This is a genomic window from Neoalteromonas flava, assembly GCF_002807685.1.
Classification (GTDB): domain Bacteria; phylum Pseudomonadota; class Gammaproteobacteria; order Enterobacterales; family Alteromonadaceae; genus Alteromonas_E; species Alteromonas_E flava.
In genome coordinates, this window is the sequence record NZ_PEAX01000004.1 from 38,540 (window position 1) to 57,240 (window position 18,701).

The following is an 18,701-nucleotide window of genomic DNA, read 5'->3' on the forward strand; positions in this document are numbered from 1 at the left end:
GCTTAGTTATACACAGATTATAAGGCTGCAACGATCGTATAGATCACACGTTAAAAATCACATAACTCTATGTTTTTTAGCAATTTAAATGGGTTTTAAACAGATTTAGCGTTGCTTAATAATAATAAAAATAAACTAATTAAAGATCAGATCATTATTTTAAGGCTACGATCATATTTACTTTCCAAGGATCGCTACATCAAATATTTAGCAATATTTATTAACCACTAGTTGAGTAAAATTTGTACAATAAAGATGTTTTTCAGTGCATTATTCATATAGAATATGCGCCCGCATTTTTGCGCGTTGTTTAATGAGGTCGACCCTGTGTTTTATGAGCAAAGCTTTGATGTAATTGTTGTTGGTGGTGGGCATGCTGGTTCTGAAGCAGCTATGGCTTCTGCTCGTATGGGCGCTAATACATTACTTTTGACACACAACATCGAAACACTTGGACAAATGTCTTGCAATCCAGCGATCGGTGGGATCGGTAAAGGTCACCTTGTTAAAGAAATTGATGCCTTAGGCGGCGCTATGGCGATCGCGGCAGATAAAGCCGGAATTCAGTTTCGTACCTTAAACAGCAGTAAAGGGCCTGCAGTTCGTGCGACAAGAGCACAAGCGGATCGTTCTTTATACCGCAGTGCAATGCGTTCGATGTTAGAACATCAACCCAATTTAACGATCTTCCAGCAGTCTTGTGATGATTTGATCGTTGAACACGATCAAGTTTGCGGTGTTGTTACGCAAATGGGCCTTAAATTTCGCGCCAAAGCAGTGGTTTTGACTGTTGGTACGTTTTTGGGCGGTACAATCCATATTGGTTTAGAGAATTTTCAAGGTGGTCGAGCGGGCGATCCGCCTTCTAATGCACTAGCACAACGTTTACGCGCCTTGCCCTTTAGAGTTGATCGATTGAAAACTGGCACACCAGCACGTCTTGATGCGCGTACGCTGGATTTTTCAGTTATGCAGGAACAACCAGGCGATGATCCATTACCCGTATTCTCATTTATGGGCACTCAAGCTGATCACCCACGTCAGATCCCGTGCTATATCACCCATACCAATGAACGCACGCATGAGATCATCCGTGGCGGATTGGATCGTTCTCCAATGTACACCGGTATTATTGAAGGGGTCGGGCCACGTTATTGTCCTTCAATCGAAGATAAAATTATGCGTTTTGCGGATAAAACGTCACATCAGATTTTCGTAGAACCAGAGGGCCTAAATAGTATTGAAGTCTATCCAAACGGGATTTCTACTAGTTTACCTTTCGACGTTCAAATGGCCTTAGTGCGTTCAATTAAAGGCTTCGAAAATGCTCACATTGTGCGTCCGGGCTATGCGATTGAGTACGATTTTTTCGATCCTCGAGATTTAAAACAAACCCTCGAGACTAAATTTATTCAGCACTTGTATTTTGCCGGACAGATCAACGGCACCACGGGTTATGAAGAAGCAGGTGCACAGGGATTGATCGCAGGTGCCAATGCTGCGTTGGCGGTTATGCAAAAAGATCCGCTTATTTTGCGTCGCGACCAGGCGTACATGGGGGTGTTAATCGATGATCTCGCAACCATGGGTACCAAAGAGCCCTATCGCATGTTTACCAGTCGCGCGGAATACCGTTTGTTACTGCGCGAAGACAATGCTGATATCCGCTTGACTGAACTGGGTCGTAACGTTGGATTGGTCGATGATCAGCGCTGGCAGGCGTTTAATCAAAAAGTTGAGTTAATTGAGCAAGAAGTTCAGCGTTTGCGTGGACAATGGGTTCATCCTGATCATGTGGCTGTGTCAGAGTTAAATCAAATAGTTAAGAATCCTATCTCTCGGGAACATTCCTTAGAAGAATTAGTGCGCCGTCCGGAGCTTACCTACCAACAACTGATGCAAATTCCGTCGCTAGGTCCAGCACTTGAGCATAAGCAAGCAGCGGAACAAGTTGAAATCCAAATTAAATACGCGGGTTATATCTCGCGTCAGCAGGAAGAAATTGAAAAGACGCGGCGCCACGAGAATACTCTGATCCCCCATGATTTTGACTTTTCTTCAGTCTCCGGATTAAGCAATGAAGTTGTGGCTAAGTTATCTGATGCGCGCCCAGAAACCATTGGCAAAGCATCTCGGATTTCAGGTATTACTCCTGCTGCAATAAGCTTGTTGTTGGTGTATTTGAAAAAACAAGGTTCGTTGCGCAAACAACAACGTGAGTCAGCCTAATGACGCAGGCGTTGTTGGCTCGATTAGAATCGGGCGTAAAGGAGCTTGGATTGACGTTAAGTGAAGCGCAACTCGTTGCGTTAGTCCGCTACATTGAGCTGATGGATAAATGGAATAAAGCCTATAATCTAACGTCAGTGCGGGATCCGCACGATATGCTCACCAAGCATATTTTAGATTCCTTAGCCGTGGTGCCATTCATCCATGCAAAACATTATATTGATGTTGGAACCGGTCCGGGATTACCCGGCATTCCACTGGCTATTGCATGCCCACAAGCACATTTCACCTGTTTGGATAGTTTGGGTAAACGCGTACGTTTCATGAAGCAAGTGGTACACGAACTTAAATTGCAAAATGTAGAACCCGTACAAAGTCGAGTTGAACAACATCAACCAGAGCAGTTCTACGATGGCGTTTTAAGCCGGGCATTTGCTTCGCTGCAGGATATGTTGCATTGGTGCCAACATTTGGTAGATTCTTCGGGTGAATTTCTTGCATTAAAAGGGCAATACCCTCAAGATGAGTTAGCTGATATCCCAGAAAATATATCAGTTGTAAGTACTCACAAACTACAAGTTCCCTACTTGATAGGTGAGAGAAACATTATCTTGCTTAAAAAACAGTAATAGGATCGTCAGTGGCTAAGGTCATCGCAATTGCTAATCAAAAGGGTGGTGTTGGAAAAACAACCACCGCCGTCAATGTTGCAGCGTCAATGGCTGCGACCAAGCGTAAAGTTTTACTGATTGATCTGGATCCGCAAGGTAATGCGACCATGGGAAGTGGCATCGATAAATACGATGTTGATGCTACCAGCTATGAGTTATTGATCGAAGAAAAGCCCATCGAAGAGGTGGTGATAAAAAATACCTCAGGCAAATACGACCTCATAGCGGGTAATGGTGATGTTACCGCAGCAGAAATTAAATTGATGGAAGTATTTGCCCGCGAAGTGCGTTTGCGTAACGCATTGAAACCAGTTCAAGGGTACTATGATTTTATCTTCATAGATTGCCCGCCATCATTGAACCAATTAACTGTAAATGCGTTAGCTGCTGCTGATTCTGTGTTAGTTCCAATGCAATGCGAATACTATGCGTTGGAAGGTTTAACTGCACTAATGGATACTATCCAAAAGCTCGCATCAGTGGTTAATCCTAATTTAAAAATCGAAGGTGTTCTGCGTACGATGTATGATCCGCGCAATCGTCTAGCAAATGACGTATCAGAACAACTAAAACGCCATTTTGGCGAACAGGTTTACCGTACGGTGATCCCGCGCAATGTGCGCTTAGCCGAGGCCCCCAGTTTTGGCGCTCCAGCCATGTATTATGACAAATCATCTACTGGTGCTAAAGCGTATTTAGCACTAGCAGGTGAGATATTGCGGCGTCGGGATAAAGCGCCTGCGTCGACCGCGCAGGCTAGTTAACGAGTATTGAGGAAAGCATGTCAGCAAAGAAGCGAGGATTAGGCCGGGGCTTGGATGCATTACTAGCGACCAGTCATTCGAGCAAATCCGATAAATCCACCGATAGTCAATCCAGTGAATTGACCAAATTGCCCATTGAGTGGTTACAACCGGGAAAGTATCAGCCCCGCAAAGACATGTCTCCTGAGGCATTAGAAGATTTAGCCTCGTCAATTCGCTCACAAGGTATTATTCAGCCGGTTGTTGTGCGTCAAATTGACACTGAAAAATACGAAATTATCGCTGGAGAACGTCGTTGGCGCGCTTCTCAACTTGCTGGCTTAGACGTAATTCCATGTCTGGTAAAAGATGTCCCTGATGAATCTGCGGTCGCCATCGCACTCATTGAAAACATTCAGCGCGAAGACTTAAATGCAATGGAAGAGGCACAAGCCTTGGATCGATTGATGGTTGAATTTGCGCTAACTCATCAGGAAGTTGCTGATGCAGTAGGTAAATCGCGGACAACTGTTACCAATCTACTTCGATTGAACAACCTCAATGACGATGTTAAGAAGATGGTTGAGTATGGCGATATTGAAATGGGTCACGCTAGAGCATTATTGGCGCTGGATGGTGATGCTCAATCTGAAGCAGCACAGCACGTTTCTGGCAAAGGTTTAACTGTTCGTGATACCGAAAAATTGGTGCGCAAGTTTTTAGAACCAACGCCAGAAAAAACACCTAAACGTATTGATCCTGATGTGGCGAGGTTGGCCACTCGTTTGTCTGAGAGTGTGGGTGCTCCAGTATCGATTGATCATAATGCTAAGGGTAAAGGTAAAATGGTAATTAACTTTACCAGTTTAGATGAGCTCGATGGGATTCTAGCGAAATTACAACTTTCAGACGAATAGTTACTCTTAAATCATCGGGAAATTCGATGGATTAAATCGCGAAAATTTGCCCGAATCGCAACTTACCTGATATTCGGTTGGTAAATTTTCACAATCGCTTTCAAAAAGGCGGTAACGGTTGAAATTACTACGGATCCAAGTATACTTCAGTCGCTTTTATTTTGGGCGTTGATAACTATAAAAATTATGCCATCGAATGACTTGGTCGGGAGCGGCAAAAAACTAGCCAAATTAGCTTTTTGCACACAACTGGCAGTTTCAGTTTGTATGGTTTTTGCTGCAGCATTGACTTGGTCAGTTCATGCAGCAGTTTCTGTAGCGTTAGGTAGCGCTGCAAGTGTCATCCCCAACGGAATTTTTGCGTTTTTTGCATTTCGATTTTCCGGCGCACAACAGTCGCGCGCGGTGGCTCAAAGCCTAATGCAGGGCGCAAGATACAAATTAGGGTTAGCGGCAATCATTTTTGGTATCGCGTTTATCGTCTTCAATGCACATCCAGGTTTTCTTTTTTGTGCTTTTGCGATTACCACATTGATGTATTGGATAACCTTGTTGCGCGTCAGCAAAATGGCTTAAGAACGCGCGATAAACAGTTTTACAATTACACTACTTGGGTTTAACAATGGCTTCTGAATACACTACATCAGAATATATTAAGCACCATTTAACCAACGCCAGAATGTGCTCTACCGACGACGGTATCGTGTTCAATAAGGCGTGTGAAGATGCCGGCTTTTGGGTTTGGCATGTTGACACCTTAGGTTGGTCAATTGGTCTTGGTATACTTTTCCTTTGGCTCTTCCGCAGTGTTGCTAAAAAGGCAACTACTGGAGTTCCTTCTAAAACACAAGCGTTCGTGGAGATGGTTATCGATTTCGTTAATGATAACGTGACCAGTACCTTCCATGGCAAGAGCGCTTTGATTGCTCCGCTGTCTTTGACAATTTTCGTCTGGGTTTTGTTAATGAACCTAATGGACTTAGTACCAGTTGACGTATTGCCTATGATTGCTGGTGCGATTGGACAATACGGCTTTGGCATGGACCCTCATGATGTTTACATGAAAGCTGTTCCAACAACTGACTTAAACTTAACCTTTGCTTTAGCAATCGGTGTTTTCTTCTTGATTATTTATTATTCATTGAAGATGAAGGGTATAGGCGGTTTTGCTAAAGAACTTACCATGCAGCCTTTCGGTCATTGGGCTTTTATTCCGGTTAACTTCATTCTTGAAACCGTTACTTTACTCGCTCGCCCACTGTCATTGGCGCTGCGTTTATTTGGTAACTTGTACGCCAGTGAGCTTATCTTTATTTTGATTGCCACTATCGGTTTCTTCCAGCTTCCACTGCACTTTATGTGGGCTGTGTTCCATATTTTGGTACTCCCTTTACAAGCGTTCATTTTCATGATGTTGACTATCGTGTACTTGAGCTTGGCAAGCGAAGACCACTAATAACGTTTTGCTTTTAACTTTAACTTTAAATTTAACTACACATCGGAGATTTACATGTTATACATCGCAGTTGCTCTACTAATCGGTATGGGTGCCCTAGGTACTGCTATTGGTTTTGGTCTTCTAGGCGGTAAGTTCCTAGAATCTGCTGCTCGTCAACCAGAGCTAGCTCCTCAACTACAGGTGAAAATGTTCATCGTAGCGGGTCTTATCGACGCGATCGCAATGATCGGTGTTGGTATCGCGCTATACCTATTGTTCGCGGTTGGTGCTTAATTTTACTTAAACCTACGACTAGCGAATTTACAGAGGAGGAGCGGACGTGAACATTAACGCCACTCTTATTGGTCAACTTATAGCGTTTGCTGTATTTGTGGTTTTCTGCATGAAGTACGTGTGGCCACCACTATTAGCAGCAATTGAAGCGCGTCAAAAGACGATCGCTGATGGTCTAGCCGACGCAGAGCGTGCCGGTAAAGACCTTGAACTTGCGCAGCAAAAAGCCACTGATCAGCTTCGCGAAGCGAAGCAACAAGCAGCGGAAATTATTGAGCAAGCGAAGAAGCGCGCTAACCAATTAGTTGACGAAGAAACGCAGCGCGGCCATGCCGAGCGCGAAAAAATCATTAATCAAGGTTATGCAGAAATCGAAGCTGAACGTAACCGTGCTAAAGAAGATCTACGTAAGCAAGTTGCTGCCCTAGCGGTAGTCGGTGCTGAACGTATTCTTCAACGCGAGATTGATGCTGCGGCACAAGACGACATTGTTGAAAAACTTGTCGCTGAACTATAAGGGTATTGAGCTATGGCTGAATTAACAACCGTTGCTCGCCCTTATGCTACTGCTGCATTTAATTTTGCCGTTGAGCAAAAAGCCGTTGCCGAATGGCAAGAAATGTTGGTGTTTGCCAGCGAAGTATCACGCAATGAAACCATGAAAGGATTGCTTTCAGGTGCCACTGCTGCTGAACAACTCGCTGAAGTATTCATTAATGTTTGTGGCGATCAGCTCAACTCAAATGGTCAGAATTTTATTAAAGTTTTGGCTGAAAATAAGCGCCTTGCAGCTTTGCCTGAAATTGCCGCTTTGTATGCTGAATTGAAGTCAGATTACGAAAAGGAAGTAGATGTAGACGTTACCTCTGCAACCGAACTGACTGCAGCACAACAAGCCAAAATCAGTGCATCGTTGGAACAGCGTTTGGCACGTAAAGTGAAGCTTAATTGTAACGTGGATCCTGCACTGGTTGCTGGCGTAGTCATAAAGGCTGGCGACACTGTCATTGATGGTTCCGTAAAATCTAAACTGAACCGTCTCGCAGACGCGTTGCAAGCATAACGGGGATAAAGAGCATGCAACTTAACTCCACAGAAATTGCAGAACTGATTAAGAAAAGAATTGAACAGTTCGATATCGCGAGTGAAGCGCGAAATGAGGGTACGATCGTTGGTGTAACTGACGGTATTATTCGTGTCCATGGCCTTGCTGATGTTATGCAAGGTGAAATGATTGAACTACCGGGTAGTCGCTACGCGATTGCACTTAACCTTGAGCGCGACTCTGTTGGTGCGGTAGTTATGGGTCCATACGCTGACCTTCAAGAAGGCGTAAAAGTTAAATCAACAGGTCGTATCCTTGAGGTACCTGTTGGCCGAGCTCTACTTGGTCGTGTTGTAAACACTCTGGGTGAGCCTATCGATGGTAAAGGCGCAATTGACGCAGATGGTTTCGAACCAGTAGAGAAAATTGCACCAGGGGTTATCGAGCGTCAATCTGTTGACCAACCAGTGCAAACTGGATACAAGTCAGTTGACTCAATGATCCCAATCGGTCGTGGTCAGCGTGAGTTGATCATCGGTGACCGTCAAACCGGTAAAACAGCACTAGCAATCGATGCGATCATCAATCAGCGTGACACAGGCGTTCCTTGCGTATACGTAGCTGTTGGTCAGAAAGCATCTACTATTGCTAACGTGGTACGTAAGCTAGAAGAGCACGGTGCTTTGCAAAACACTATCGTGGTTGCTGCATCTGCGTCTGAGTCTGCGGCGTTGCAATACTTGGCACCTTACTCAGGTTGTACGATGGGTGAATACTTCCGTGACCGCGGTGAAGATGCACTTATCGTTTATGATGACTTGTCTAAGCAGGCCGTTGCTTACCGTCAAATTTCATTGCTATTGAAGCGTCCTCCAGGCCGTGAAGCCTACCCTGGTGACGTTTTCTATCTTCACTCACGTTTGCTAGAGCGTGCTGCGCGCGTAAACGAAATGTACGTTGAGCGTTACACAAACGGTGAAGTAAAAGGTAAGACGGGTTCACTGACGGCGTTGCCGATCATTGAAACACAAGCCGGTGACGTATCAGCATTCGTACCAACTAATGTAATTTCAATTACTGACGGTCAGATTTTCTTGGAAACTGACTTGTTCAACTCGGGTATTCGTCCGGCGGTTAACGCGGGTATCTCGGTATCTCGTGTAGGTGGTGCGGCGCAAACTAAAATCGTTAAGAAATTAGGTGGTGGTATTCGTCTAGCACTTGCTCAGTATCGTGAGTTGGCTGCGTTCTCACAGTTCGCTTCTGACCTTGATGATGCAACGCGTGCACAGCTTGAGCACGGTGAGCGTGTAATGGAGCTAATGAAGCAGAAGCAATACGCGCCTTTGAGTGTTGCTGATACTGCAGTTTCATTGTTCGCAGTTGAGAAAGGCTACTTAAAAGACATAGAGTTAAACAAAATTCTAGACTTTGAAGCAGCACTTCACTCATACATGAACAGTGAAAAAGCTGAGCTAATGAAAACGATTAATGAAACAGGTAACTACAACGACGACATCGAGTCACAGTTAGCTGACGCTTTAACTAACTTTAAAGCGACACAAACGTGGTAATCGACTGGTGCTTATTCGTAAGCACCGCGTCTGTTAAGTAACTGGAGAATAATCATGGCCAGCGGTAAAGAAATTAAAGGTAAAATTGGGAGTATTAAAAACACCCAAAAAATTACCAGTGCGATGGAAATGGTTGCAGCGTCAAAGATGAAAAAGGCGCAAGACCGGATGGCCACGGGCCGCCCATACGCACAAAACATGCTAAAAGTGATTGGTCATATCGCGAATGGCGCGCTTGAGTATCGCCATCCTTATCTAGAGGAGCGTGAAGTTAAACGTGTTGGTTACATCGTTATTTCCACTGATCGTGGATTGTGCGGTGGTTTAAACACCAACGAGTTTAAAAAAGTCACGCAAGATGCTAAAGCCTGGCAGGAAAAAGGTGCTGAAATTGCCTTTGCTGCACTAGGTTCTAAAGCGTGTGCATTTTTCAATCGATTCGGTGGTGATGTAATGGCTGCTGAGTCGGGTATTGGCGATGCACCTAAGGTGAGCGACATTGTAGGTATTGTTCGCGTAATGATTAATGCGTTCGATAAAGGTGAATTGGATAAAATTTATCTTGTTTACAACAATTTCGTAAACACCATGGCGCAAGAGCCAGTGATCAATCAATTATTGCCTTTGCCGAAATCAGAAGATGAAGCATTGCAGCATCGTTGGGACTACATTTACGAGCCAGATCCAAAGCCGATCTTGGAAGCGTTAATGACACGCTACATTGAGTCTCAAGTTTACCAAGGCGTTGTTGAAAATGCGGCGTCAGAACAAGCTGCGCGTATGGTTGCAATGAAAGCTGCAACCGACAATGCGGGCAACTTAATCGATGAATTGCAATTGGTATATAACAAAGCCCGTCAGGCAGCGATTACACAAGAAATCAGTGAAATCGTTGGTGGCGCAGCTGCGGTGTAGGCAACAGGTTTAAAGATAACGAGGACTAATTATGAGTCAAGGTAAGGTCGTCCAAATCATTGGTGCCGTTGTGGATATCGAATTTCCACAATCAGCAGTACCAAGAGTGTATGACGCACTGAAAGTGACCGAAGGTGACTTAGAGGGTTTGACCCTTGAAGTGCAACAGCAATTAGGTGGCGGTGTTGTCCGTGGTATCGCACTAGGTACTACTGACGGCTTACGTCGTGGATTGAAAGTTGAAAATACGGGTGCACCAATCATGGTTCCTGTCGGTACCAAAACATTGGGCCGCATCATGGACGTGTTAGGTAATCCAATCGACGAAGCAGGCCCTATCGGTGAAGAAGAGCGTATGTCTATTCACCGCGAAGCGCCAACGTACGAAGAGCAATCTAGCTCTGTTGAACTACTTGAAACTGGCATCAAGGTTATCGACTTGGTATGCCCATTCGCTAAAGGTGGTAAAGTAGGTCTGTTCGGTGGTGCTGGTGTTGGTAAAACTGTAAACATGATGGAGCTTATCCGTAACATCGCTATCGAGCACAGTGGTTACTCTGTATTCGCTGGTGTTGGTGAGCGTACGCGTGAAGGTAATGACTTCTATCATGAAATGAACGAATCAAACGTACTTGATAAAGTATCACTGGTTTATGGTCAGATGAATGAACCACCGGGTAACCGTCTTCGTGTTGCATTGACTGGTTTGACAATGGCTGAGAAGTTCCGTGACGAAGGTCGTGACGTTCTTTTCTTCGTTGATAACATCTACCGCTATACCTTGGCCGGTACTGAGGTATCAGCACTACTTGGTCGTATGCCTTCAGCGGTAGGTTATCAGCCTACACTAGCTGAAGAAATGGGTGTTCTTCAGGAGCGTATCGCGTCTACTAAGACCGGTTCTATCACCTCGATCCAAGCGGTATACGTACCTGCGGATGACTTGACTGACCCATCACCAGCAACGACGTTTGCTCACTTAGATGCAACCGTTGTATTGTCGCGTGATATTGCATCTTTGGGTATTTATCCAGCGGTTGATCCACTAGATTCAACCTCTCGTCAGCTAGATCCACTAGTCGTTGGTCAAGAGCACTATGACACTGCACAAGGCGTTCAAACAACGTTGCAGCGTTATAAAGAGCTGAAAGATATTATCGCTATCTTGGGTATGGATGAATTGTCTGATGAAGACAAGCAAGTCGTAACACGTGCTCGTAAGATCCAGCGTTTCTTGTCTCAGCCGTTCTTCGTAGCTGAAGTATTTACTGGTTCGCCAGGTAAGTACGTATCGCTTAAAGATACGATTGCTGGATTCAAGGGTATCTTAGCAGGTGATTACGATAGCCTTCCTGAGCAAGCCTTCTATATGGTTGGTTCAATTGACGAAGCGATTGAGAAAGCCAACAAGAAATAAGTCCGAGCGCGTAAGCGCTCAACTTTAGGAGGTGCCCATGGCAGCAATGACAGTACATCTTGATGTGGTAAGCGCTGAAGAGCAAGTGTTCTCAGGCCGTGTTGAGACGATACAGGTAACCGGTAGCGAAGGTGAATTGGGTATCCACCCAGGTCACGCGCCGCTGATCACTGCATTAAAGCCTGGCATGGTGCGATTAGTTAAGCAGCACGGTGAAGAAGAGATGATTTACATCGCTGGTGGTATTTTAGAAGTACAACCGGGCAATGTAACAGTTTTGGCAGATACTGCGGTACGCGCTGAAGATCTCGACGAACAAGCCGCTGAAGAAGCTAAGCGTCGCGCTGAAGAGCATATAGCGAATCCAGGCACAGACTTTAACTATGCTGAAGCTGCTGTAGAGCTAGCTGAAGCGATAGCACAGTTACGATTAATTCAAAAACTGCGCAAGTAAGTAGTTATAGTATGAATTGAAGAGCCGGCAAACGCCGGCTTTTTTATTTCTAATAAAATGCAAGTAAATCTTCAAAGCGTTCTATGTTCTTGTCTTTAGCTGCTCTGATTAAAATTTGTTTAATTGCCTCTTTTTGCGGTGAAAGTACTGAGACAGCGTAAAACGTTGGAATAGAGGTTAAGTTTTCAATGTCTACCTCCAGCGGTGTACTGAAACCGTGTTGTTCAAGATAAAACTTGTAAGGCGCTTTATAGGTAATAAGGTGTCGGGTCCGACCTCGAATAAACATTTTGATCGCATCAATACTTCCGGGTGTGTCTTGGAAGGTGAAGCCTCGTTTCACGAGCTCTTTACGTTGTCCATTATAATCAAAGCCTCTTATGCCACTGACCATGTTTGCGAACCCATTGTTTTTGTGGGTTAAGAAAATTAATTCTAGTTGGCCATACTGAGGCTCAATAAATTCGACTTTGTTTTGGATTAGCTGGGTAGACTTAATGTTGACCGTTAAATCGATGTCGCCAATTTCAATCATCCGATACACCCTAATAGCCGGCGCACAAATGGCTTCCAACGTATAACCCTCGCGTGAAAAAATTTGTCGTGTTAGCTCAATGATGTATCCGACACATTCGCTTGAGCCCGTTTGCGTATATGAATAAGGCGGAAACTCTAATGCCGCTAACGAAATAGTCTGGTTTGGAGTTGCAGAGGCATGTGAATTGGCTTGCGCGGTGGAATAACTACCGAACAGTAGAAGACTAAAAAAGTAAAATAGTCTTATCGACCGCATTTTGTTTCCCCCACGTTATAAGACTAAAGATAGTCAGTATTTGCTTATTTTGCTAAATGATTTCGATTATATGCGGGTAAGCTGAACAATGGCTGACTGCATTGCGCAGTCAGCACTTTCATTGTTTGTTAAAATGATTGATTAGCGTTTACGAAGCCTTTGCTATTCTGCTGAGGTGCTTGCCACACAAAATCAGAGTAATGAGTACCACTCCCTGCTAGTTGCAAAGAGTCATTTCGACGGGTTGAGCCATCTTCCGCTACCCCAATATCCTCTGATAATAATCCAGCTGCAGGGCCATTGGTTGCAGTAAATGAGCCTTCATAGCTGATGAACATCACAACGCTACCTGAGTCATCGACTAATGCGATGCCATCGGGTCCGCCGTTTTGCAAGCCGGCAAAATTGAACGCGCGAGTACCATAGCCATTTTGTTGATTCAGCAATGTGCCGCTAAGATTAACGGTTTGATATAGCTGCCCGTTACCGCCGTTATATGCGACTAAGCTCCATCCATTAAGGTCCGTACCAGCTTGACCCGCAATCTCGACGAATTCGTTCTTATCACCGCCTTTATTGTCGTAATGGAATTCGTTGATCCACGGTTGAACAATAACAGGTGCAACCACATCGATGCTGGTACTTACGGAATCAGTTGCGCCTTGGTCGTCAGTGACGGTTAACGTGACAGTGTAACTTCCAGCTGCTGGATAGCTGTGAGAAATTAGCGCGCCATTGCCTGACGTGCCATCCCCTAGCGTCCAAGCATAATTGACAATATTGCCGTCAGAGTCTGAACTCGTTGACGCATTGAAATCGCAGGATAGGAAACTACATGATTGCGCGAATGCCGCAATCGGCGCTTCATTTACTGGGCCGCCAAGAAAGCTTTGGCCGTCATTAACTTGACCTGCGGACGCTTGGCTAGGTGATATCCAGTAGAATTCAGCATAGCTTGACCCGCTGCCGGTTAACTGCAATGAATACCCCACAGGTGTTGATGATGTTTCACTCACGCCAATATCGCTCGACTGCATACCCGCTGCTGGACCATCAGTGGCGGTAAACGATCCTTCGTAACTTAGAAATTGCACTACCGCACCAGTGTTATCAATCAAGGCCAAACCGTCTGGGGCACCATTTTGTAGGTCGCTAGCAGCGAAACTTATGGTTCCCATGCCGCCCGCTTGGTTTGCAAGGGTGCCACTTAGCGCAACGGTTTTGTAAGCGGTTCCACCATTACCGTTATAGGCAACGATTGAGTAGCCGTCGAGGACTGAGCCCGCGGTTCCGGCAATTTCAACGAACTCACCAACATCGGTTCCATCGTTGTCATAGTGGATTTCATTAATCCATACTGTAGATTCAGACGGCGTGCCGCCACTTACCATGCCAGAGACTTCATTACTAAAGCTGGATTGATTGTTGCTGTTATCAACGGCTGCTACCACGTAGAAATAGGTGGTATTAGCGGCTGCTGAGCTGTCGTTGTAAGTTGCAGCGCTAAGTAAACTGCCAGTGATTCGGCTGTAACCAGCGCCAGATGAAGTGCTTCGGTATACATGGTAACCAGCAAGATCAGATTCGTTGTTTATATCCCAGCTTAAACTAACTGCTGTTTGTTCACTGCTGGCAGTTAATCCTGTCGGTGCACTTGGCGGAGTAGTGTCGCCACCGCCGCCATTACATATATTTTCGAAAATGCAGTTGGCGAACTCTGGGTGGTCGACAAACGGATTACGGTTACCTTGATGGGCAAATACGGCTTCATTGTGACGGCGTTCAAAGTCATCAACTGGATCGCTATTATGCCAGTTGATTAATACTGAACGTAATCCCATGTACGCGACGTTAATATTTGCGCCTGTATTAGATGCGGCAATCAACGCTCTGTCGTCAGTTAAAATCAGGTCAGGCTCAGTGACACCCGTCACACCGTGAGTTCCGCCTTCATAGCGCACTGCCATGTACATCATAGCGCGAGCAACATCCCCTTTACGTGAATCCCACGTTTCCCAACTACCATCAGAAAATGAACCGGTTGTGAAGTTTGAGTCAGCGTTACTGCCGCCACGGCCATTGTTTAAAATGGTGATTTTCTCATCACAGCCAACATCGCATTCTGCATAGGGTTTATTACTTCTTGATGAGTTGTAACCACTGTCAGCAATAAACAAGTGGTGTGCATCTGTATAGGGGTAGTTGCTGCTGCCATCTGACGGGAATCCATAGGATTTTGGCCAGCTATGTTCACGGTTATAAAAAGTGTTTCCGCCACCCACTTTTGCATAAGTTTCGTTTTTATAAATGGTGATAACGTTATTTGGATTATCCGGATCTTGGTCCGCCGCTTCTAAGATATCCCAAGTATCAGTTGCTGAGGAGGTGTAGGGAAAACGTTGATGATCATCAATGATTTCATGTAGGGTGTTTCTTAAAGTGTTCGCGTTTGATTGGTCCACCGTGTCGTAATAGCCAGCTGGTGGAGCAGCAAAAACTGACGAGCACATGAGTACCGTTGGCAACAGTAGCCAACGATAAGTTCGCTGTGTGTTTCGCATGAAAATTGCTCTTATTTATTATTATTATGCTTCCGTGCGAAAGGTGTGTATTCCATCGCGGAATCAGTCTAGTTTTTAATCATTACAGTTTTGTTACAAAAACCAAGCTAATGTACAGTTGTTTTTCCCTAATAACGTCATAGCACTGGCAACTTGCTCGATAAAGTGGCTACTTACGGTTCAGGATAACGGCCCCTGGGCCATCAACTGCTAATTGATCATCGGGGTTATAGAGCGGACAAGCCTGCAATGATAAACAACCGCAGCCAATACAACTGGACAGTGAATCTCGTAGTCTTTCAAGTGCATAAATTCGTTGATTTAAGGCTTCTTGCCAATGGCTAGAAAGTGTTGCCCAGTCCTTTTTTGTCGGCGTTCGTTGTTGTGGCAAATTGGCCAGCGCGAGTTTTATTTCCTCCAAACTTACGCCAAGTCGCTGCGCGGCCTTAATCACTGCAATACGACGTAAAACATCCGGTCGATAACGGCGTTGATTACCCGTGTTACGTTGACTGGTTATCAGTCCCTTTTGTTCATAAAAATGCAGGGTCGAAACCGTAACTCCAGAGCGTTTTGCAATGGCACCAACGGTCAAAGCTTGTTGTTTCATAACGAATCTCAAAAATAAATCAAAGAATTGCTTTACCTCAAGTTAACTTGAGGTTTTACAGTGATTGTGAACTTAACGGAGGAATAGTCAAATGAATATCACTGTAAGCAATGAAAAATCCATCGACAGTGCAACGAAAAAGCAGATAAGCAGTGTTTCGATAAATCAGTGGATACGCCAGTGGGCGTCCAACTATGTTGCACTTGTGAATGCAACGATGGCGCTTAAATAGTTCGTCTAGGAAACGCTAATTAGCTTATCAGACGACCCGAATTTACTGGAGTTGTATAGGGAAAACACCCGCACAGCTAGTGCGGGTGCAAATTGGTTAAAGCTCTTTAATGCCCATATTAAACAGGGTAAAACCGTAGATATCAGCATATTGCTCTATGGTTTTGCTTACTGGAGTACCAGCACCGTGGCCTGCATCCGTTTCAATCCGGATTAATGTGGGGTTAGAGCCACTTTGATGCTCTTGTAAAGTGGCTGCAAACTTAAACGAGTGAGCAGGCACTACGCGGTCATCATGATCTGCGGTAGTCACCAAGGTAGCAGGATATTCGACACCCGCTTTTACATTGTGGACCGGAGAGTAGCCCAACAGGTATTCAAACATTTCTGGGCTTTGCTCGGATGTACCGTAGTCATAAGCCCATCCTGCACCAGCGGTAAACGTGTGGTAACGCAGCATGTCCAGAACACCAACTGCAGGTAACGCGACTTGGGCAAGCTCAGGACGCTGAGTCATTACAGCACCAACCAATAATCCACCGTTTGAGCCACCGCGCAGTGCGAGGTATTGACTGCTGGTATAGTTGTTTTCAATCAGGTATTCCGCTGCTGCAATGAAGTCATCAAATACATTTTGTTTCTGCAGCTGCGTACCGGCTTTATGCCAAGCTTTACCATATTCACCGCCACCTCGGATATTCGGCACAGCATATACACCACCTAATTCTAGCCAAGCAGCGACCGTTGAACTGTAACGTGGGGTAAGACTGACATTAAATCCACCGTAGCCGTAAAGCATGGTCGGGTTTTTACCGTCTAGTTTGGTGTCTTTATGATGCGTAATGATCATAGGTACTTTAGTGCCATCTTTAGAGGTGTAGAACACCTGTTTTGACACGAAATTGTCACCAACAAATGCCGTTTCTGGTTGATTAAATACGGTAGTTTCACCACTGTCGATGTCGAAACTGTAGACTGTGGTTGGTGTGCTGTAATTGGTAAAGGTGTAATACGCTGAAGTATCCTCTCGTTTACCTGAGAACGCTCCGGCTGAACCAAGCCCTGGTAATTCGACTGTGCGGACTAATTCACCTGTCAGGTTATACTGGTTCACCTGTGAAATCGCATCAACCATGTACTCTGCAAAGATAAAGCCACCGGCAGTGCTTGGGGTCAATACGTTTTCGGTTTCTGGGATCAGATCTTGCCAGTTTTCTATACTTGGATTGGCAATGTCTGCAACCACAATTTTGGTATTTGGAGCATCGTGATTGGTCACTATGATCAGTTTATCGCCATCAGTGGTCAGCGGTGTAGCATCGGTGGTGATGTCCTCTTTCACGGTCACCCATGTTGGTTCAGCCGCATTAAGATCTTTCACGTACAAACGATTGCCTGAAGTAGAGTTAGCCGCACTGATAAACAAGAAGCGATTGTCATCGCTTACGCCGGCCCAAGCGTAACGATGCTTCTCAGCTTCGGTATGACCAAAGATTTTTTGATCATCAGCTTGTGGTGTTCCTATACGATGGTAGTAGATTTTATGTTGGTCAGTTTTTTCACTTAGCTCAGAGCCTTCCGGCTTATCGTAGCTGGAATAATAAAACCCTTCATTTTTGTACCAAGACAAACCGCTAAACTTAACGTTGTCTAATTTATCGCTCAGTAGTTCCTTGGTTTCGGTATCCATGACGTACACTTCACGCCAATCACTGCCGCCTGTAGACGTTTGATACGCTGCTAGCGAACCGTCTTCAGAAAATGTCAGCGCTGCCAGTGATACCGTACCATCTTCACTGAATTGATTGGGGTCGATAAATACTTCTGGCTCACCGTCGCCTTTCTGACGATAAACAACACTCTGGTTTTGTAGGCCATCATTCTTATAGAAATAAGTGTATTCACCCTCTTTGAAGGGGGCAGAGACCCGCTCGTAGTTGATCAGGTTTTTGACTACTTCGGCAATCTTGTCGCGATAAGGGATCTGGGCAAGATAACCCTGCGTCACAGTATTTTGCATCTTAACCCAAGCTTCGGTTTCTGCGCTGCGATCATCTTCGAGCCAGCGGTAAGGGTCGGCGACAGTTGTTTCAAAATAGGTGTCTACGACATCGCCTTTGGTGGTTACTGGATACTCTACGGTCACTGGGGTCACTTCTTCACTTGTGGCTGCCGGTTGAGTTGTTTCTTCTTTTATTTGGGGCTGGCAAGCACTGATTACGCTCGCTACGCCCAGCGCAACGAGTGTTCGGGTGGTTGTTTTCATGAATGATTACCTGTTTAGCTCTTGTTATTCTGTGATTAAGGTAAATATGTTACGCAAGTAGTTGCAGTAACGTTCAGTTCTTATCCTAAACGAAATTGCGGAGATTTTGTGTGATTAATTGCATGGTTGATGTTTTTTCATAAGCCGTAACTAATACAGTCGCTTTCTTTTGGGTGCATGCGCTTGTTGGTGGAGCTCCTTTCTAATTAGTGAATGTGAAGATGAGTAGCACCCCAATGACAAAAAGGATAAAAGCTAGCCGTTGTATTATCGGTTTTTTATTACGCTTAAACATTGCCAATAGTAAACCGGTTGGTTATTTATAATTTATCGATGGTTTTTGGGTTCTTGGAGACCCAAAAGTAGAAAGCCGCAACAATCAGCCCAAACAATGATGTGATCAGTATTATTCCGCCGAAGGTCAGTGAAGTTAAATCCAGTTCTTGATGAATAAAAAAGAAGTAAAATATGGCGAACAGAGCTGTGGCTATTTGGAATGCTGATTTTTGTTTTCGCGACATCTGTGTGTCTTCATAGAGCAAT

General features: G+C 44.9%; 19 protein-coding genes. 14 read left to right on the forward strand and 5 right to left on the reverse strand.

The annotated features are described in order from the left end of the window. Positions 1-327: 327 nt before the first annotated feature. From mnmG to CSH92_RS10305, 13 genes are all read left to right on the forward strand, one after another. Positions 328-2,229, forward strand: coding sequence for a tRNA uridine-5-carboxymethylaminomethyl(34) synthesis enzyme MnmG (gene mnmG / locus CSH92_RS10245; protein WP_100657856.1), 1,902 nt, complete (start codon positions 328-330; stop codon positions 2,227-2,229). Beyond that, positions 2,229-2,858: a 16S rRNA (guanine(527)-N(7))-methyltransferase RsmG gene (rsmG, locus tag CSH92_RS10250; RefSeq protein ID WP_100657553.1), complete on the forward strand. Its 630-nt coding sequence runs from the start codon at positions 2,229-2,231 to the stop codon at positions 2,856-2,858. Before mnmG ends, rsmG begins: the two co-directional genes overlap by 1 nt. An 11-nt stretch (positions 2,859-2,869) precedes the next feature. Beyond that, positions 2,870-3,664 carry a ParA family protein gene (locus tag CSH92_RS10255; protein WP_100657554.1) on the forward strand — a complete coding sequence of 265 codons (795 nt, stop codon included), beginning with the start codon at positions 2,870-2,872 and terminating at the stop codon, positions 3,662-3,664. Between the two features lie 17 nt (positions 3,665-3,681). Further along, complete coding sequence (locus CSH92_RS10260) at positions 3,682-4,560, forward strand: ParB/RepB/Spo0J family partition protein (protein ID WP_100657555.1); 879 nt, start codon at positions 3,682-3,684, stop codon at positions 4,558-4,560. A gap of 186 nt (positions 4,561-4,746) precedes the next feature. Beyond that, on the forward strand, positions 4,747-5,136 hold the full coding sequence (locus CSH92_RS10265; protein WP_100657556.1) for an ATP synthase subunit I: 390 nt from the start codon (positions 4,747-4,749) through the stop codon (positions 5,134-5,136). Positions 5,137-5,182: 46 nt separating this feature from the next. Next, positions 5,183-6,016, forward strand: coding sequence for a F0F1 ATP synthase subunit A (atpB, locus tag CSH92_RS10270; RefSeq protein WP_100657557.1), 834 nt, complete (start codon positions 5,183-5,185; stop codon positions 6,014-6,016). Positions 6,017-6,070: 54 nt separating this feature from the next. Beyond that, complete coding sequence (atpE, locus tag CSH92_RS10275) at positions 6,071-6,292, forward strand: F0F1 ATP synthase subunit C (protein ID WP_026376053.1); 222 nt, start codon at positions 6,071-6,073, stop codon at positions 6,290-6,292. 46 nt (positions 6,293-6,338) lie between these two features. Beyond that, entirely contained in the window at positions 6,339-6,809 is a 471-nt protein-coding gene (gene atpF, locus CSH92_RS10280) for a F0F1 ATP synthase subunit B (RefSeq protein ID WP_100657558.1), read from the forward strand. Between the two features lie 12 nt (positions 6,810-6,821). After that, positions 6,822-7,355: a F0F1 ATP synthase subunit delta gene (gene atpH, locus CSH92_RS10285; RefSeq protein WP_100657559.1), complete on the forward strand. Its 534-nt coding sequence runs from the start codon at positions 6,822-6,824 to the stop codon at positions 7,353-7,355. Between the two features lie 14 nt (positions 7,356-7,369). Further along, the gene (atpA, locus tag CSH92_RS10290; protein WP_100657560.1) at positions 7,370-8,911 is read left to right on the forward strand and encodes a F0F1 ATP synthase subunit alpha; all 1,542 of its coding nucleotides are present in this window, start codon (positions 7,370-7,372) and stop codon (positions 8,909-8,911) included. A gap of 54 nt (positions 8,912-8,965) precedes the next feature. Then, positions 8,966-9,826, forward strand: coding sequence for a F0F1 ATP synthase subunit gamma (atpG, locus tag CSH92_RS10295; protein WP_100657561.1), 861 nt, complete (start codon positions 8,966-8,968; stop codon positions 9,824-9,826). 31 nt (positions 9,827-9,857) lie between these two features. Next, positions 9,858-11,243: a F0F1 ATP synthase subunit beta gene (gene atpD / locus CSH92_RS10300; protein WP_100657562.1), complete on the forward strand. Its 1,386-nt coding sequence runs from the start codon at positions 9,858-9,860 to the stop codon at positions 11,241-11,243. A gap of 37 nt (positions 11,244-11,280) precedes the next feature. Further along, positions 11,281-11,697: a F0F1 ATP synthase subunit epsilon gene (locus CSH92_RS10305; protein ID WP_100657563.1), complete on the forward strand. Its 417-nt coding sequence runs from the start codon at positions 11,281-11,283 to the stop codon at positions 11,695-11,697. A 49-nt stretch (positions 11,698-11,746) separates the two neighbouring features. Here the strand turns inward: CSH92_RS10305 and CSH92_RS10310 are convergent, their stop codons facing one another. The 3 genes from CSH92_RS10310 to soxR form a co-directional block, all read right to left on the reverse strand. Beyond that, positions 11,747-12,490, reverse strand: a complete 744-nt coding sequence (locus tag CSH92_RS10310) for a transporter substrate-binding domain-containing protein (protein WP_100657564.1) — start codon at positions 12,488-12,490, stop codon at positions 11,747-11,749. Between the two features lie 128 nt (positions 12,491-12,618). Further along, positions 12,619-15,051: an endonuclease gene (locus tag CSH92_RS10315; RefSeq protein WP_100657565.1), complete on the reverse strand. Its 2,433-nt coding sequence runs from the start codon at positions 15,049-15,051 to the stop codon at positions 12,619-12,621. Between the two features lie 169 nt (positions 15,052-15,220). Continuing rightward, a complete protein-coding gene (gene soxR, locus CSH92_RS10320; RefSeq protein WP_100657566.1) occupies positions 15,221-15,661 on the reverse strand; it encodes a redox-sensitive transcriptional activator SoxR in 441 nt (146 codons plus the stop codon). Between the two features lie 91 nt (positions 15,662-15,752). On the opposite strand from soxR, the gene CSH92_RS17120 reads away from it, so the two are divergent. After that, the gene (locus CSH92_RS17120; RefSeq protein ID WP_164084713.1) at positions 15,753-15,893 is read left to right on the forward strand and encodes a hypothetical protein; all 141 of its coding nucleotides are present in this window, start codon (positions 15,753-15,755) and stop codon (positions 15,891-15,893) included. Positions 15,894-15,989: 96 nt separating this feature from the next. On the opposite strand, the gene CSH92_RS10325 is transcribed toward CSH92_RS17120, so the two are convergent. Both CSH92_RS10325 and CSH92_RS10330 read right to left on the reverse strand, forming a co-directional pair. Then, the gene (locus tag CSH92_RS10325) at positions 15,990-18,158 is read right to left on the reverse strand and encodes a prolyl oligopeptidase family serine peptidase (RefSeq protein WP_100657567.1); all 2,169 of its coding nucleotides are present in this window, start codon (positions 18,156-18,158) and stop codon (positions 15,990-15,992) included. 320 nt (positions 18,159-18,478) lie between these two features. Beyond that, positions 18,479-18,679 carry a hypothetical protein gene (locus CSH92_RS10330; protein ID WP_100657568.1) on the reverse strand — a complete coding sequence of 67 codons (201 nt, stop codon included), beginning with the start codon at positions 18,677-18,679 and terminating at the stop codon, positions 18,479-18,481. Positions 18,680-18,701: the final 22 nt, after the last annotated feature.

What these genes read in the sequence shown, in the direction of transcription:
- rsmG (WP_100657553.1), top strand. Translation starts at nt 2,229, where the DNA reads ATGACGCAGGCGTTGTTGGCTCGATTAGAATCGGGCGTAAAGGAGCTT.
- CSH92_RS10260 (WP_100657555.1), top strand. Translation starts at nt 3,682, where the DNA reads ATGTCAGCAAAGAAGCGAGGATTAGGCCGGGGCTTGGATGCATTACTA.
- CSH92_RS10265 (WP_100657556.1), top strand. Translation starts at nt 4,747, where the DNA reads ATGCCATCGAATGACTTGGTCGGGAGCGGCAAAAAACTAGCCAAATTA.
- atpB (WP_100657557.1), top strand. Translation starts at nt 5,183, where the DNA reads ATGGCTTCTGAATACACTACATCAGAATATATTAAGCACCATTTAACC.
- atpE (WP_026376053.1), top strand. Translation starts at nt 6,071, where the DNA reads ATGTTATACATCGCAGTTGCTCTACTAATCGGTATGGGTGCCCTAGGT.
- atpH (WP_100657559.1), top strand. Translation starts at nt 6,822, where the DNA reads ATGGCTGAATTAACAACCGTTGCTCGCCCTTATGCTACTGCTGCATTT.
- atpA (WP_100657560.1), top strand. Translation starts at nt 7,370, where the DNA reads ATGCAACTTAACTCCACAGAAATTGCAGAACTGATTAAGAAAAGAATT.
- atpG (WP_100657561.1), top strand. Translation starts at nt 8,966, where the DNA reads ATGGCCAGCGGTAAAGAAATTAAAGGTAAAATTGGGAGTATTAAAAAC.
- atpD (WP_100657562.1), top strand. Translation starts at nt 9,858, where the DNA reads ATGAGTCAAGGTAAGGTCGTCCAAATCATTGGTGCCGTTGTGGATATC.
- CSH92_RS10305 (WP_100657563.1), top strand. Translation starts at nt 11,281, where the DNA reads ATGGCAGCAATGACAGTACATCTTGATGTGGTAAGCGCTGAAGAGCAA.
- CSH92_RS10310 (WP_100657564.1), bottom strand. Translation starts at nt 12,490, where the DNA reads ATGCGGTCGATAAGACTATTTTACTTTTTTAGTCTTCTACTGTTCGGT.
- CSH92_RS10315 (WP_100657565.1), bottom strand. Translation starts at nt 15,051, where the DNA reads ATGCGAAACACACAGCGAACTTATCGTTGGCTACTGTTGCCAACGGTA.
- soxR (WP_100657566.1), bottom strand. Translation starts at nt 15,661, where the DNA reads ATGAAACAACAAGCTTTGACCGTTGGTGCCATTGCAAAACGCTCTGGA.
- CSH92_RS17120 (WP_164084713.1), top strand. Translation starts at nt 15,753, where the DNA reads ATGAATATCACTGTAAGCAATGAAAAATCCATCGACAGTGCAACGAAA.
- CSH92_RS10325 (WP_100657567.1), bottom strand. Translation starts at nt 18,158, where the DNA reads ATGAAAACAACCACCCGAACACTCGTTGCGCTGGGCGTAGCGAGCGTA.
- CSH92_RS10330 (WP_100657568.1), bottom strand. Translation starts at nt 18,679, where the DNA reads ATGTCGCGAAAACAAAAATCAGCATTCCAAATAGCCACAGCTCTGTTC.